The sequence below is a fragment of the Novosphingobium capsulatum NBRC 12533 genome (assembly GCF_001598375.1).
GTDB lineage: Bacteria > Pseudomonadota > Alphaproteobacteria > Sphingomonadales > Sphingomonadaceae > Novosphingobium > Novosphingobium capsulatum.
This window is the reverse complement of sequence record NZ_BCYV01000014.1, coordinates 1-14,285: the sequence shown is the minus strand read 5'-3', so window position 1 is coordinate 14,285 and position 14,285 is coordinate 1. Positions and strand designations below refer to the sequence as shown.

10 protein-coding genes are annotated in these 14,285 nt (G+C 67.3%); 5 read left to right on the top strand and 5 right to left on the bottom strand.

The genetic code is table 11. The annotated features are described in order from the left end of the window. Nucleotides 1-120 precede the first annotated feature (120 nt). The 4 genes from ptsP to SCA01S_RS13695 are packed head-to-tail and all read left to right on the top strand — an operon-like array spanning nt 121 to nt 6,782. Nucleotides 121-2,709 carry a phosphoenolpyruvate--protein phosphotransferase gene (gene ptsP / locus SCA01S_RS13710; RefSeq protein ID WP_084391003.1) on the top strand — a complete coding sequence of 863 codons (2,589 nt, stop codon included), beginning with the start codon at nt 121-123 and terminating at the stop codon, nt 2,707-2,709. Continuing rightward, nucleotides 2,709-3,659: a 1-phosphofructokinase gene (gene pfkB, locus SCA01S_RS13705; RefSeq protein ID WP_062786473.1), complete on the top strand. Its 951-nt coding sequence runs from the start codon at nt 2,709-2,711 to the stop codon at nt 3,657-3,659. Before ptsP ends, pfkB begins: the two co-directional genes overlap by 1 nt. A 42-nt stretch (nt 3,660-3,701) precedes the next feature. After that, the gene (locus tag SCA01S_RS13700; protein ID WP_062786471.1) at nt 3,702-5,348 is read left to right on the top strand and encodes a PTS fructose transporter subunit IIC; all 1,647 of its coding nucleotides are present in this window, start codon (nt 3,702-3,704) and stop codon (nt 5,346-5,348) included. Nucleotides 5,349-5,393: 45 nt separating this feature from the next. Continuing rightward, complete coding sequence (locus SCA01S_RS13695) at nt 5,394-6,782, top strand: carbohydrate porin (protein ID WP_062786469.1); 1,389 nt, start codon at nt 5,394-5,396, stop codon at nt 6,780-6,782. Between the two features lie 17 nt (nt 6,783-6,799). Here SCA01S_RS13695 and SCA01S_RS13690 read toward each other — a convergent pair whose 3' ends face one another. Further along, nucleotides 6,800-8,158 carry an amidohydrolase gene (locus SCA01S_RS13690; protein WP_062786466.1) on the bottom strand — a complete coding sequence of 453 codons (1,359 nt, stop codon included), beginning with the start codon at nt 8,156-8,158 and terminating at the stop codon, nt 6,800-6,802. A gap of 150 nt (nt 8,159-8,308) precedes the next feature. On the opposite strand from SCA01S_RS13690, the gene SCA01S_RS13685 reads away from it, so the two are divergent. Beyond that, nucleotides 8,309-9,613 (top strand): metal-dependent hydrolase family protein, encoded by a 1,305-nt coding sequence (locus SCA01S_RS13685; RefSeq protein ID WP_062786464.1) that lies wholly within the window; start codon nt 8,309-8,311, stop codon nt 9,611-9,613. Between the two features lie 65 nt (nt 9,614-9,678). On the opposite strand, the gene SCA01S_RS13680 is transcribed toward SCA01S_RS13685, so the two are convergent. The 4 genes from SCA01S_RS13680 to SCA01S_RS13670 form a co-directional block, all read right to left on the bottom strand. Beyond that, nucleotides 9,679-11,997 carry a TonB-dependent receptor gene (locus SCA01S_RS13680; RefSeq protein ID WP_062786461.1) on the bottom strand — a complete coding sequence of 773 codons (2,319 nt, stop codon included), beginning with the start codon at nt 11,995-11,997 and terminating at the stop codon, nt 9,679-9,681. A 229-nt stretch (nt 11,998-12,226) separates the two neighbouring features. Further along, nucleotides 12,227-12,337 carry a cytochrome bd-I oxidase subunit CydX gene (gene cydX, locus SCA01S_RS21860; RefSeq protein WP_022674874.1) on the bottom strand — a complete coding sequence of 37 codons (111 nt, stop codon included), beginning with the start codon at nt 12,335-12,337 and terminating at the stop codon, nt 12,227-12,229. A 12-nt stretch (nt 12,338-12,349) separates the two neighbouring features. Then, the gene (gene cydB, locus SCA01S_RS13675; RefSeq protein ID WP_062786458.1) at nt 12,350-13,498 is read right to left on the bottom strand and encodes a cytochrome d ubiquinol oxidase subunit II; all 1,149 of its coding nucleotides are present in this window, start codon (nt 13,496-13,498) and stop codon (nt 12,350-12,352) included. A 12-nt stretch (nt 13,499-13,510) separates the two neighbouring features. Then, a partial coding sequence (locus SCA01S_RS13670; protein ID WP_174544803.1) for a cytochrome ubiquinol oxidase subunit I occupies nt 13,511-14,285 on the bottom strand: 775 nt, incomplete at its 5' end.

Below are 14,285 nucleotides of genomic sequence, written 5' to 3'. Positions count from 1 at the left end.
TCGTGGCAAGCATGACCCCAATCCGCCCATTTACGCAAGCCTCTTGACAAAATTCACGAGAAAACGTTTTCTCAATGCACAGCGGCGGCCCAAGCTCGCCGACCAATGGCCCCAGGAGAGATGCGCGAAATGCAGCCCAACCCCGCGATTTTGCCCGAAGATGCGCCACATGGCGCAGCCGCTGGCGATGCCGTTCTGGTGCGCATCGCCGCCACGGCCACGAGCAAGGAAGACGCGATTCGCCAGGCCGGGCAGATGCTGGTGGCGGCCGGATGCGTGGCGCCGGGCTATGAAGACAGCATGGTCCGCCGCGAGGACGTGGCCAACACCTTCCTGGGCGCAGGCGTGGCGATCCCGCATGGCCTGGGCGAAGACAAGGGCCTGGTGCGGCGCGATGGCATCGCCGTGCTGCAACTGCGCGACGGGGTGGAATGGAACCCCGGGCAAACCGCGCAGCTGGTGGTGGGCATTGCCGCCAGTTCCGACAGCCATATCGCCATCCTGCGCCGGCTGACCCGCCTGATCCAGGACGAGGCACGCCTGGCCGCGCTGATGGCCAGCGATGATCCCCATGCCATTGCCCGCGCCCTGGGCGAAGATGGCGCCGCCCCGACATCCGCAGCGCCAGTGGCCGATCTGGCCCACAGCGCGCAGTGGACGGTGGACTATCCCGCAGGCCTCCACGCCCGCCCCGCTTCTGCCTGGATGGATGCGGCCCGCGCCGCGCCCGCCGCGCTGCGCGTCCGCCACGGCAATGACAGCGCCGATCCCAAAAGCCTGGTGTCCCTGCTGCAACTGGGCCTCAAGCAGGGTGACACGATCACCGTGTCGGCCGATGGCCCGCAGGGCCGCGCCGCGGTGGACCAGTTCCTGGCCGTGGCCCGCCGCCTGACCGCGCGCGAAAAGGAAGACGCTGCCCGTGCCGCCGCCAAGGTCGCCGCCGCTGCCGCCCAGAATGGCGGCAAGGGCTGGCAGCCGGAAACACCGCTGGCCATGCTGGCGGGCGTGGCAGCCAGCCCGGGCCTGGCGATCGGCCGCGTCCATGTAGTTGCCGCCGCCGAACTCACGGTGCCGGACGAGCCGGTGGATCTGGGCCGGGGCGGCGCCATGCTGGACGAGGCACTGCGCCGCACCCGCGCGCAGATGACCGCGCTGATCGATGATACCACGCGCCGTCTGGGCGCGGGCGATGCGGCGATCTTCAAGGCGCAGGCCGACCTGCTCGATGATACCGACCTGATCACCCTCACCTGCCAGTTGATGGTCGAAGGTCATGGCGTGGCCTGGTCGTGGCACCAGGCCGTCAGCCGCATTGCCGGGCAGCTTTCCGCGCTGGGCAATCCGGTGCTCGCCGCCCGCGCGGCAGACTTGCACGATGTGGGCCGCCGCGTGCTGGCCGCGATCGATCCGGCACTGGCCACAGGCTCGCTCGAAACCCTGCCCGATGGCCCGGATGCGGCGCCTTGCGTGCTGCTGGCGGGCGATCTTTCGCCGTCCGACACCGCCACGCTCGATCCCGCCAAAGTGGCGGGCATCGCCACGGCGCTGGGCGGCCCCACCTCGCACAGCGCGATCCTGGCGCGCACCCTGGGGCTGCCGTCGGTGGTGGCGCTGGGCAATGACCTGCTGGCGCTGGGCGCCGGGGCCACGGTGATCGTCGATGGCGATTCCGGCCGCGTCTGGCTCGATCCCACGGCGGCAGACATCGCCAGCGCGCAAGGGTGGATCGATCGCATCGCCGCGCGCCGCCGCGCGCAAGAGGCCGAACGCAGCCGCCCGGCGATCACCACCGATGGGCACCAGGTGGCCATTGCCGCCAACGTCAACCGCCCGGATTCGGTGGCCTTTGCCCTCGCCGAAGGCGCCGAAGGCGTCGGCCTGATGCGCACCGAATTCCTGTTTCTGGAGCGCGGCGACACGCCGAGCGAGGACGAACAGGAAGCGATCTATCGCGCGATGATCACTGCGCTGGGTGATGGACCGGACGGCAATCGCCCGTTGATCGTGCGCGCGCTCGATATCGGCGGGGACAAGCAGGTGCCGCATCTGGACCTGCCGACCGAGGAAAACCCGTTTCTGGGCGTGCGCGGCGCGCGGTTGCTGCTGCGCCGGCCCGACCTGCTCGATCCGCAGCTGCGCGCGCTCTATCGCGCCGCCAGGCAGGGCGGCGATCTGTCGATCATGTTCCCGATGATCACCTCTACCTGGGAATTGCAGCGGCTGCGCGCCCGCTGCGAGGAAATCCGCGCCGAGCTGGATGCGCCTGCCGTACCGATCGGCATCATGATCGAAGTGCCGGCCGCCGCCGTCCAGGCAGCGGCGCTCGCCGAACATGCCGATTTCTTTTCGATCGGCACCAACGACCTGACGCAATATACCCTGGCGATCGATCGCCAGAACCCCGATCTGGCCGCCGAGGCAGACAGCCTGCACCCCGCCGTGCTGCGCCTGATCGCGCTGACGGTGGAAGGCGCCGCCACCCACGGCCGCTGGGTCGGGGTGTGCGGCGGCCTTGCCGGCGACCCGTTCGGCGCCGCGCTGCTCACCGGCCTGGGGGTGAGCGAACTGTCGATGACCCCGCGTGACATTCCCGCCGTCAAGGCGCGGCTGCGCGGCGCCAGCCTGGCTGATCTGCAAGACCTGGCGCGCCGCGCGCTGGCCCAGCCCGGCGCCGCGCAAGTGCGCGCGCTCGATGCAGGAGCGGCCTGATGCGCGTTCATACCCTCACGCTCAATCCCGCGATCGACGAGACCATCACGCTCGATCGCCTGGTGCCCGGCCAGGTCCACCGCGCCCGTGGCGTGCGCCAGAATGCCGGGGGTAAAGGCATCAACGTGGCCAGCTGCCTGGCCGATTGGCGCACCCCGGTTTCGGCCCATGGCCTGCTCGGCCGCGACAATGCCGCCCCGTTCGAGGCGCTGTTTGCCGCCAAGCCAATCACCGATGCGATGGTGCGGGTGGATGGCGCCACGCGCGTCAACCTCAAGCTGGTCGATGCCGACGATACCACCGACATCAACCTTGATGGCCTGGCGGTGACCGATGAAACCCTTGCCACCGTGCTCGACGGGCTGACGGCCATGGCCGCGCCGGGTGACATGGTGGTTCTGGCGGGCAGCCTTCCCCCCGGCTGTCCGCCAGCCTGCTATGCCACGCTGGTGGCGCGGCTGCGTGGGCAGGGCGTGCACGTGCTGCTCGATGCCAGTGGTGATCCGCTGGCGCGCGCGCTGGCCGCGCCGGTGCTGCCACACGTGATCAAGCCGAACCGCGATGAACTGGCCGCCTGGGCCGGAGAGGCGCTGCCCGATTGCACTGCCGTGCTCGCTGCGGCGCGGGCGCTGCATGCGCGCGGGGTGGAACAGGTGGTGGTGTCGATGGGCAGCCAGGGCGCGCTGTTCGTGACCGGCGATGGCGCGGTCCATGCCCAGCTTGCCCTGCCCCCGCTCGGCCCGCTGGGCGTGGCCAGCACGGTGGGTGCGGGCGATGCCATGGTGGCAGGCCTCGCCGCCGCGCATGTCGCCGGGCTGGGCCTGGCGGAAACCGCACGGCTCGCCACTGCCTTTGCCGTGGCCAAGCTGGGCATGGCCGGGCCGAACCTGCCGGAAAAGGCCAGCGTGATGGCGCTGGCGCAAGACGTGATCATCGGCCCGCGTCCGTAACGCGCGGCTGCAACAGAAATGACCTTGGGATTGGGTTTGACCATGAAACATCATGTGCTGATCGCCGCGCCGGGGCGCGATGTGGAAGCGGTGCTTGCCGCCGAAGCGCTGCGCAAGGCCGCGCGCGAGGCCGGGCTCGACGTCGAGGTGCAGCTTGCCCTCGACGATGCCGCGCCGCTGGCCGATCCGTCCGCGCGGGTGGTCCCGGTCGATGCCGTGCTGGCCGATCCCGCCGCTGTGCTGGGTGGTTTGGCGGCGGCTCCGGCGGCCAGCGCCGCCGCGCCAGCACGCATTGTCGCCATCACCTCGTGCCCCACGGGCATTGCCCACACCTTCATGGCGGCCGAAGGGCTGCAACAGGGCGCTGCTGAACTGGGCCATGCCATCCGCGTGGAAACGCAAGGGTCGGTAGGCGCCGGCACGCCGCTCACCGCGCAGGAAATTGCCGAGGCCGAGGTGGTGATCATCGCGGCTGACCGCGAGGTCGATCGCGCCCGCTTTGCCGGCAAGCGCGTGTTTGCCAGCAACACCAAGCCCGCCATCACCGGCGGGGCCGCGCTGATCACCCGCGCCCTCGCCGAAGCAGGCGTGCAGGCAGGCGGTGAAGGAACCGCCGCGCCGGCCAAGGCAGAGCGCACCGGCCCCTACAAGCACCTGATGACCGGGGTTTCGTTCATGCTGCCCTTCGTGGTGGCGGGCGGCCTGCTGATCGCGCTGGCCTTTGCCCTGGGCGGCATTCACGCCAATGACGATGCCGCCGCCGGCACCCTGGCGCACACCCTGTTCGAGATCGGCGCCAAGGGCGGCTTTGCCCTGATCGTGCCGGCACTGGCAGGCTATATCGCCTATTCCATCGCCGATCGGCCGGGCATTGCCCCGGGCATGATCGGCGGCATGATCGCGGCCAGCCAGGGCGCGGGCTTTCTCGGCGGAATCGTCGCGGGCTTCATCGCCGGCTATGGCGTGGACGCGCTGAACCGCGCCATCCGCCTGCCGCGCAACCTGGCCGGATTGAAGCCGATGCTGATCCTGCCGCTGCTTGGCACGCTGCTGACCGGGCTGCTGATGGTCTATGCCGTGGGCACGCCGGTGGCGGCGGTGCTGTCGTTCCTGACCGAATGGCTGCGCGGCATGCAGGGATCGAGCGCCATTGCGCTGGGCCTGATCCTGGGCGCGATGATGGCGTTCGACATGGGCGGCCCCGTCAACAAGGCCAGCTATGCCTTTTCCGTCGGCCTCATCGCCAGCCAGGTCTATACGCCGATGGCCGCGACGATGGCCGCCGGGATGACCCCGCCGCTTGGCATCGCGCTGGCCACGGTCCTGTTCCGCAACCGCTTTTCGGCAGAGGAACGCGATGGCGCCGGGGCCACGGCGGTGCTCGGCCTGGCGTTCATCACCGAAGGGGCGATCCCGTTTGCCGCGCGCGATCCCCTGCGCATGATCCCGGCTTTCGTTGCCGGGTCGGCGCTGGCCGGGGCCATTTCGATGGCGATGGGCGTGGAACTGCGCGTACCGCATGGCGGCGTGTTCGTGCTGCCGATCCCCGGCGCGGTCACCCACCTGGCCGCCTATGCCGTGGCGATTGCCGCCGGCACGCTCACCACCGCGCTGCTCGCCGGGCTGCTGCGCCGCCCCTTGGCCGCAAACCCCGCCCAAGACCCGGCCACGCTGCCCGCCACCGCCTGAACCCTTTCACATGCGGCCAGCCCCCGGCCGCAAGGAGCAAAACCCATGTTCGCCCTGCCCCATGGTGCCTGCCGCGCAGGCGCCCTCGCCCTCGTGCTGCCTGCTCTCCTCGCCTCTGCCGCCCCGGCGCTGGCCGATGATGCCGCTCCCCCGCCCCCGCCAACGCTTCCAGCGACGCTTCCGGCAACCGGGCAGACGCCCGCCGCGCGCCAGCCGCTGCAACCGCTGGCCGACAAAGGCGTCACCCTGCAATGGAGCTATACCGGCGAAGCCGCCGGCAACGTGACCGGCGGCCTGGAACGCAAGAGCGCCTATACCGGCCAGGTCTATCTGGGTGCCGATCTCGACATGGATCGCATCGCCGGGATCAGTGGCGCCACAATCCACTTTGCCGTGACCAACCGCCACGGCAAGAGCCTGTCGGGCATTGCGCTGGGCAACAATACCTCGGTCCAGGAAGTGTGGGGCACGCAGAACACCCACCTGGCGATCCTGACCTGGGAGCAGAAGCTGCTCAATGATCGCCTGGTGATCGAGGCCGGGCGCAGCCAAGCCAACATCCACTTCCTCAATTCGCCGCTCTATTGCCTGTTCCAGACCAATTCGACCTGCGGCAACCCCACCTTCGTGTTCAAGAACAGCAATTTCACCTATTTCCCGGCGTCCAGCTGGATGGCCCAGGCCAAGCTGTGGGTGGCGCCGCGCTGGTTCGCCCATGCCGGGGTCTATGAAGTGAACCCCGATCGCAAGCGCTGGAACGATGATGGCTTCAACTTCTCCTCGGCCAACCGCACCGGGGTGATCGTGCCGTGGGAAGTGGGCTATGCCGATGACAAGGGTGAAACCCGCCTGCCCGGCCACTATATCCTGGGCGGCTGGTTCGACCGCGCCGACTATGCCGATCCGCTGCGCGACGATGCCGGCGGCATCGCCATCCTTACCGGCCGACCGGCGCGCACGCTGCACGGTCGCAGCGGCATCTATGCCCGCTTTGACCAGCAGTTGACCCGGCCCGATTCCGCCACCCGGCGCGGCCTTTCGATCTTTGGCGTGGCGATGACCAACCTGTCGGGCCAGGTGGAGGAAAGCCGCTATCTCGATTTCGGGATCGTCCAGACCGGCACGTTCAAGGGGCGCGATACCGATACGCTGGGCTTTGTCATCAACGACCAGCGCTTTTCCGACCTGGCGATGCAGCGCATGCGCGCCGCGCGCCTGGCCGCCGGCGGCGAAGACAACGTGCACCGCCACGAGGTGATGATGGAGCTGGCCTATGGCGCCGATGTGATGCCGGGCCTGCGCATTTCGCCCAATGTGCAATATGTCCTGCACCCCGATAACACCGGGGCGCCGTTCAACACCACCAACACCCGCGATGCGCTGGTGTTCGGCTTCAAGTTCACGCTCGACGGCCCGACCTTCTTCGGCCGCTGACGCGCAGTGGCGGGGGATCAGTTCCCCGCCACGCCCAGCACCGCCAGGGTCAGCGTTTCCACCCCGGCGCGGATCGTCGGTTCGGGCTGCGGCGCAAAGAATGGCGAATGGTTGACCGGCACTGGCTTGCCCTCGGCCTTGAGCCGCGCGAGCATCGCCGGATCGCTGCCGCCCACGCCGAAGAACACCGACTTGCTCACCCCGGCGTTGACGTATTCGGAATAGTCCTCGCTCGCCGTGCCGCCGGGCATCATCGCCGGCACCAGCGCCACTTGGTTCTCGCCCAGCGCGGTCTTGAGGATACCGGCCAATTGCCCGGCCAGTGCGGGATCGTTGACCACCGATGCTGTCGCCTCGGTATGGTCAACCCCCGGTTCGGGCGCGCGGGCCATGCTCGCCACGGCGCGCGCGGTGATGCCCACGCCATCGAGCAGCAGCTTGCGCACATCGGGATCATAGGATCGCAGCGTCAGCTTGAGCACCGCCGTATCGGGAATGATATTGGGCACGAAACCGGCGTTGAACGCGCCCACGGTGATCACGCCGAACTTCTGCGGGTCTTTCTGCCGGCTGATCACCGTCTGCACATCATCGACAAAGTGCGCGCCCATCACGATCGGATCGATGCTCTTGTCCGGCATGGAGCCGTGCGCGCCCTGGCCATGGAAGGTGACGATCACGGAGTCCGAGGCAGAGCTGACCGCGCCCTGCTTGACCGTCACATGCCCGGCCACATCCGGGCCGACATGGGCGGCAAAGGCATAGTCGGGCTTGGGAAAGCGGGTGAACAGGCCATCGGCCAGCATCGCCTTGGCGCCGCCGGCCTTTTCCTCGGCCGGCTGGCCGATGAACACCAGCGTGCCGTGCCACTTGTCTTTCAGCGCCAGCAACGTCTGCGCCGTGCCCACCCACCAGGCCATATGGCTGTCATGGCCGCAGGCGTGATCGGTGGGGGTCAGCTTGCCATCGATGGTCTGCTGATAATGGCTGGCATAGGGCAGCCCAGTCTTTTCCTCCAGCGGCAGCGCGTCCAGCTCGGTTCGCACCAGCACCACCGGGCCATCGCCATTGCGATAGACCGCCACGATCCCGGTCTGGCCGACATGCTCGGTCACGGTAAAGCCCAGTGCCCGCATCCGCGCCGCCAGCAGTGCGGCGGTGCGGGTTTCCTGAAAGCCGACTTCGGGATGCTGGTGAAGGTCTTTGTACAGCGCATCGAGCGAGGGATAGATCTTGGCGAGCTGCGCATCGATCGCGGCGCGCGCCGCCACGGGATCGAGCGGCGCGGCCTGGGCCACCTGCGGCACGGCGGCCAGCACCAGGGCAAGGCCGCTGGCCCGCGCCAGCCGGCGGCGGAATGTGTGCGTAAAAGCCATGACGGTTCCTTTGCTTGCAGATTGCGGCCTGCGGGTGCTGCCCTCATTGCCCGCCAGCTTGCCAAACGACGCCCCGCTTGGCTAGCGTGACGGGTAGGGCTGTGCCGCAAGCACAACAACCAAGCCATTCGTTTCAGGGGAGCTTAGCCAATGAAGAAGACCTTGCTGGCCGGTGTCGCGCTGGCATTCACGCTGGCGAGTGGACCGGCCATGGCGCGCGACTATGTCATCCATGCCGGGCACCTCATCGATGGCGTCAATCCTGGCGAACGCAGCCAGGTCTCGATCGTGGTGCACGATGACCAGATCACCGCAGTGCAGGATGGCTTTGTCACGCCCGCCGGGGCCGAGGTGATCGACCTGTCGCAGGGCACGGTCATGCCCGGCCTGATCGATGCGCACGTGCACCTCACGCTCGATCTCACCAAGGGCAATGCCCTGCTGCAAAGCGTCACGCACAGCAGCTATGACGAAACGCTCGATGGCGTGGGCAATGCCCGCCTCACCCTGCTGGCCGGGTTCACTTCGGTGCGCGATGTGGGCGGCGATACCGCCGTGGTCGTGGCGCTCAAGCGCGCGCAGAAGGCAGGCACCATTGCAGGCCCGCGCATGTGGGTTTCAGGCAGCATCCTGAGCCCCACCGGCGGCCATGGCGATCCGGCCAACGGCTTTGATCCGGCGCTGACCAAGCCCGGCTGGCAGGATGGCATTGTCGACGGGCCGGACGAGGCGGTGAAGAAAGTGCGCGAGCATTTCCGCGACGGCGTCGACCTGATCAAGATCGTGCCCTCGGGCGGCGTCGCCAGCGTGGGTGACGATCCACAGGCCCAGCTGATGACCGACGCCGAAATCAAGGCCGTGGTCGATACTGCCCACACCCTGCACCTGCCCGTGGCGGCCCATGCCCATGGCGCCCAGGCGATCGACCATGCCAGCGCGATCGGCGTGGATTCGATCGAGCATGGCAGCTTTGCCACCCCGACAAGCTATGCGATCATGAAGCAACACGGCACCTATCTGGTGCCCACGCTGATCGCCGGGGCTACGGTGGTGGAATTCGCGCAGAAGCATCCCGAACTGCTCGGCCCGTCGATGGCGGAAAAGGCCATGGCGGTAGGGCCGATCATGGCCAAGAACCTCTATGCCGCATGGAAAGCGGGCGTGAAGATCGCGTTCGGCACCGATGCCGGCGTCTATCACCATGGCCAGAACGGGCGCGAGTTCGAACTGATGGTCAAGGCCGGGATGCCCGTGGCTGACGTGCTGCGCAGCTCGTTCACTGGCGCGGCCAACCTGATCGGGGAAAGCCGCATCGGCGCGATCCGCCCGGGCGCCTTCGCCGATATCGTCGCCACCGACAAGGACCCCATGACCGATATCACCGAACTGCAGCGCGTGCGCTTTGTCATGCAGGGCGGCCGCGTGGTGAAGGATCACGGCGAACCGCGCATCTGAGCGCCATGACCAAAGGGGGGATGGGGCAGCGCTGCCCCATCCCCCCCTTTTTGCAGTTGCTGAACTCAGAAGTTGAGCGTCGCCGTTGCAAACACCTGGCGCGGATTGCCCCAGTAGGTGGTCAGCACGCCTTCCTTGCCCAGGGTCGGGATCAGGTTGCCCGCCGGGGTATAGGTCAGCGCCCCGGTCGTGGCATTGCCCGCGACATAGGTATAGCCCGAGGTCTTGTAGCGCTTGTCGAGGATGTTCTTGCCATAGACGCCAAAGGTCCACCGCCCGCCCGGCGCGCGGTAGAACACGCTGGCGTCGAACAGGGCATAGCCGGGCTGGTCGAGATAGGGGTTGGGCACTTCGAACTGATAGGTCTTGCTCTTCCACGACACGCCGCCGGTCACGTCGACCGCACCCGTGCCCACCGGAATGGAATAGCTGGCCGAGGCACTGCCGGTCCACGCCGGGGTATTCTGCACCTTGCGATAGGCGGCCACATCGGTTGGCTGGCCAGCAATCAGCGTGATGTATTTCAAGTACTTGGCATCGATATAGCCAAGTGAACCATTGAGCGTGAAGCCGCCCAGCTTGAGCCGCCCTTCGGCTTCCACGCCCTGCATCCGCGCCTTGCCGGCGTTGGACACCACCCCGCAGAAGCTGGGCAGCCCGCCCACCGTGCAGGCCACCGAGCCGGGGATCTGCACATCGGTATAGTCCATGCGGAACGCGGCCAGATTGAGCGACAGGCGCCGGTCCAGCAGCCGGGTCTTGACCCCCAGTTCATAGCTGTTGACCTTTTCCGGGCGGAAGCTGAGGAATTCGCCCTGGCTCATCCCCGGCGGCGCATTGACGCCCACCCCGCGCGGATCGAACCCGCCACCCTTGAAGCCCTGGCTGAAGCTGGCATAGACAGTGTTGTCGGTGTTCGGCTTCCAGTTGAGCGACACGCGCGGCGTGAACTTCTTGTAGTCCGCGCTGCCCAGGAAATTGGTGCTGGGCGCGCCAAACGCCACGCCGGCCCCGCCAAACACCGGCGAGCCGCCACCCAGGTAGTTCTGCCGCAGGATCTGGGCATAGCGCTTGTCCCAGGTATAGCGCCCGCCCGCTTCCAGGCTGAGATGATCGCTGAAATCATAGCTGAGGTTCGCAAACGCGGCCGAGGTATCGGTGCGGATATTGGCGCCGGTGAACGCCGCCAGCCCCGGCACGGTGGTGAACAGCCGCACGTCGAACTGCGTCAGCGCCGTGGCATAGAGATAGTAATAGCCCAGCAGCGCGTTGAACTTGCCCGAGTTGTAGAGCAGCTGGATTTCCTGGCTCCACTGCTTGTTGCGGTAATAGGCCGGCACGTCCACGTCTTGCGAGGCGGTGGCATCGAAATCGATCGGCGAGGCGCTGTCATCCTTGCGGAACGCGGTGATCGACCGCAGCGTGAGGTGGTCGGTCGGCTTGGCTTCCATGAACAGCGACCAGCCCCAGGCCTTGACGTCCTGCTTGGGGCTGTTGAGCCCGGCCTGGGTATCGAACACGTTGGCAAGCACCGGCGCACCGGTCAGCTGGCCGGGAATTTCGCGGTGGCCGCCACGCGGGTTGGACATATCGTGGGTATAATCGCCGGTGAGCCGCGCGAAGAAATCGGTGCCGTGCACTTCCACCGTGCCACGGCCGGCCCAGATATCCTTGTTGTAGTTCGAAAGCCCCGTGGTCAGGTTGCGGCCAAAGCCGCCGCGCGTCAGCCGCGCCACGGTGCCGCTGGCGCGCAGCACGCCATCGCTGGTCAGCGGCGAGCTGACCGTGGCGACGCCATCGGCCTGGTCATAACTGCCATAAGTGCCGCGCAGACGCAGATGAAAGGCATCGTCGATCTTGCGGGTCACATACTTGATCGCGCCGCCGATGGTGTTGCGGCCATAGAGCGTGCCCTGCGGCCCGCGCAGCACTTCGACCCGCTCCACGTCATAGATATCGAGCACGGCGGCCTGCGGGCGGTTGAGATAGACATCATCGAGATAGATGCCCACGCCCTGTTCGAACCCCGATACCGGGTCTTGCTGCCCCACCCCGCGAATGAAGGCAGACAGCGTGGAGTTGGTCCCGCGCGAAGGCTCCAGCGTCACGTTGGGCACTTCGTCGGCCAGCGCGGTGATGTCTCCGGCGCCCTTGGCCTGCAGTTCATCGCCGGAAAACGCGGTGATGGCGATCGGCACGGAATTGAGCGTTTCACTGCGGCGGCGGGCAGTGACGATGATCTCGCCGTCGCTGGCGGCGCCAGCCTGCGCGGCCGCGTCGCTGGTGTCCTGCGCCAGGGCCGGGGCCGGCAGCGCGCCCAGCGCCACGCCGGCAAACAGAATGGCGGAAATCGAACGAATGCGGGTGCTGGCGGTCAGGGCCATGGTCCTCTCCTTGGCGCGACGGTCTTGCCTTGCCGTCGCTTGGTGAGGGCACAATACTGAAAGGTGAACCGACTTTCAACTTTGAATCCGCAAGCACCGCATCATATCGCAAAGATCTGTTGCCAAGTTGCTGCACCCGCAACGAAAAACGGCGCCAGGCCAAGGCCGGGCGCCGCGTTTTCAGGTCCCTGTCACCGCGCAAACCGGCGCGGCGCATCAGGCTTTACGGTCAAATCGCCGGGTCATCGTCGATCGGCGAATTGAATTCGTGCCACAGCCCGTTGATGATGCCAAAGCCCACGGCCAGGCCCAGACCGAGCACCCAGGTGAAATACCACATGGCGACGTCCTTTCAGTAAAAGTCAGGGTTGGTGCGCACATCGCGCAGGGTGATGCGCCCGCTCAGCAGGGTCATGACCCAGGCGGTATAGGCCAGCACGATCGGCAGGAACACGATGGTGCACACCAGCATGATGAACAGCGTGAGATGGCTGGACGAGGCATTCCACACTGTCAGGCTGGACCGCGGATCGATCGAGGACGGCAGGATATAGGGAAACATCGAGCAGCCCACCGTGGCGATGATGCCGGTGGTGGCCATGGCCGTGCCCACCAGGTTTACCAGGCCCTGCCGGCGCGCGATGCCCCACAGCGCCACGATCGGCCCGGCCAGGCCCAACAGCGGCGCCGCGATCATCCAGGGGTGCGCGCCATAGTTGGCTAGCCACGCGCCGGGCGTGGCCACGCTGGCGGACAGCAGCGGGTTTGACGGCCCCTGCGGATCGACCGTACCGGCCAGGGCCATGCCCATGTGCCCCTTGGCTACCATCACCCCGCCGATCACGAACAGCGCGATGCTGGCAATCGCCGCCACGCGGGCAATGGCGCGGGCGCGGTTCAGCACTGGCCCTTCCTCGATCTTGATCGCCAGCCAGCCCGCGCCATGCAGCGCCAGCATGGTGACTGACAGCAACCCGGTCAGCAGCGTGAACGGAGTGAACAGGCCGAGCAGGCTGCCTTCATAGGTCATGCGCAGATCGCTATCGAGGCGGAATGGCGCGCCGGCCAGAACATTGCCCACGGCCACGCCAAAGACCAGCGCCGGCACGAAGCCACCGACGAACAGCGCCCAGTCCCACCGCGTGCGCCAGGCCGGATCGGGCTTCTTGGACCGATACTTGAACGCCACCGGCCGCAGGATCAGCGCCGCCAGCACCAGGAACATCGCCAGGTAGAACCCGGAAAAGCTGACGGCATAGACGAACGGCCAGGCGGCAAAGATCGCCCCGCCGCCCAGGATCAGCCACACCTGGTGGCCTTCCCAATGCGGCGCCACGGCGTTGATCACCAGGCGGCGTTCGCTGTCATTGCGCCCCACGAACGGCAGCAGCGCGGCCACGCCCAGGTCATAGCCATCGGTCAGGGCAAAGCCGATCAGCAGCACGCCCAACAGCGCCCACCAGATGACCCGCAGGGTTTCGTAATCGAGGGGAATATGCATGGCCCTTGCCCCTTATTCTGCCGGCAGCGGGGCAAAGCCCGCGTCCAGGGGTTGCGTTGCGTCTTGATCGTCGGTGTCGTGGTGTTCGATCGGCCCCTTGCGGATTTGTGCCAGCATCAGCCGCACCTCGATCACGGCAAGCCCGCCATAGAGCGCGGTAAAGCCCACGATCGTGGCCCAGACTTGCGGCACGGTGAGCGAGGACGCACCCAGAAACGTGGGCAGCACGCCATCGACGGCCCAGGGTTGGCGGCCGATCTCGGCCAGCACCCAGCCCGCCTCGATCGCCAGCCATGGCAGCGGGATCGCCACCACCGCCAGTTTCAGGAACCAGCGCCGGCGGAACCGGCAGGTAGACGCGCACCAGAATGCCGCACCGAACAAGGCGATGAAGCCAAAGCCGAGCGCCGCCATGCCGCGAAACAGGAAGAACATCACCGGCACGTTGGGCACCGTGTCCCAGGCGGCCTTGAGGATCAGCTTGTCATCGGCGCGGCGCGGATCGGCGACATAGCGCTTGAGCAGCATGGCAAAGCCGATGTCCTGCTTGTGCGCCTCGAACGCGGCACGCGCGGCAAGGTCGGTGCGGTTGGCCTTGAGCCGCTCCACCGCGTCATAGGCGATCAGCCCGCTGTGGATGCGCCCGTCGGCGCGCAGCACCAGTTCCTCGATCCCATCGATCTTGCCGGTCAGGCTGCGCGTGCCGATCAGGCCCATGACATAGGGCACCTTGACTGCAAAGTGCGTGGTGCGCGCCGCCACGTCGGGCAGACCGACCAGCGTGATC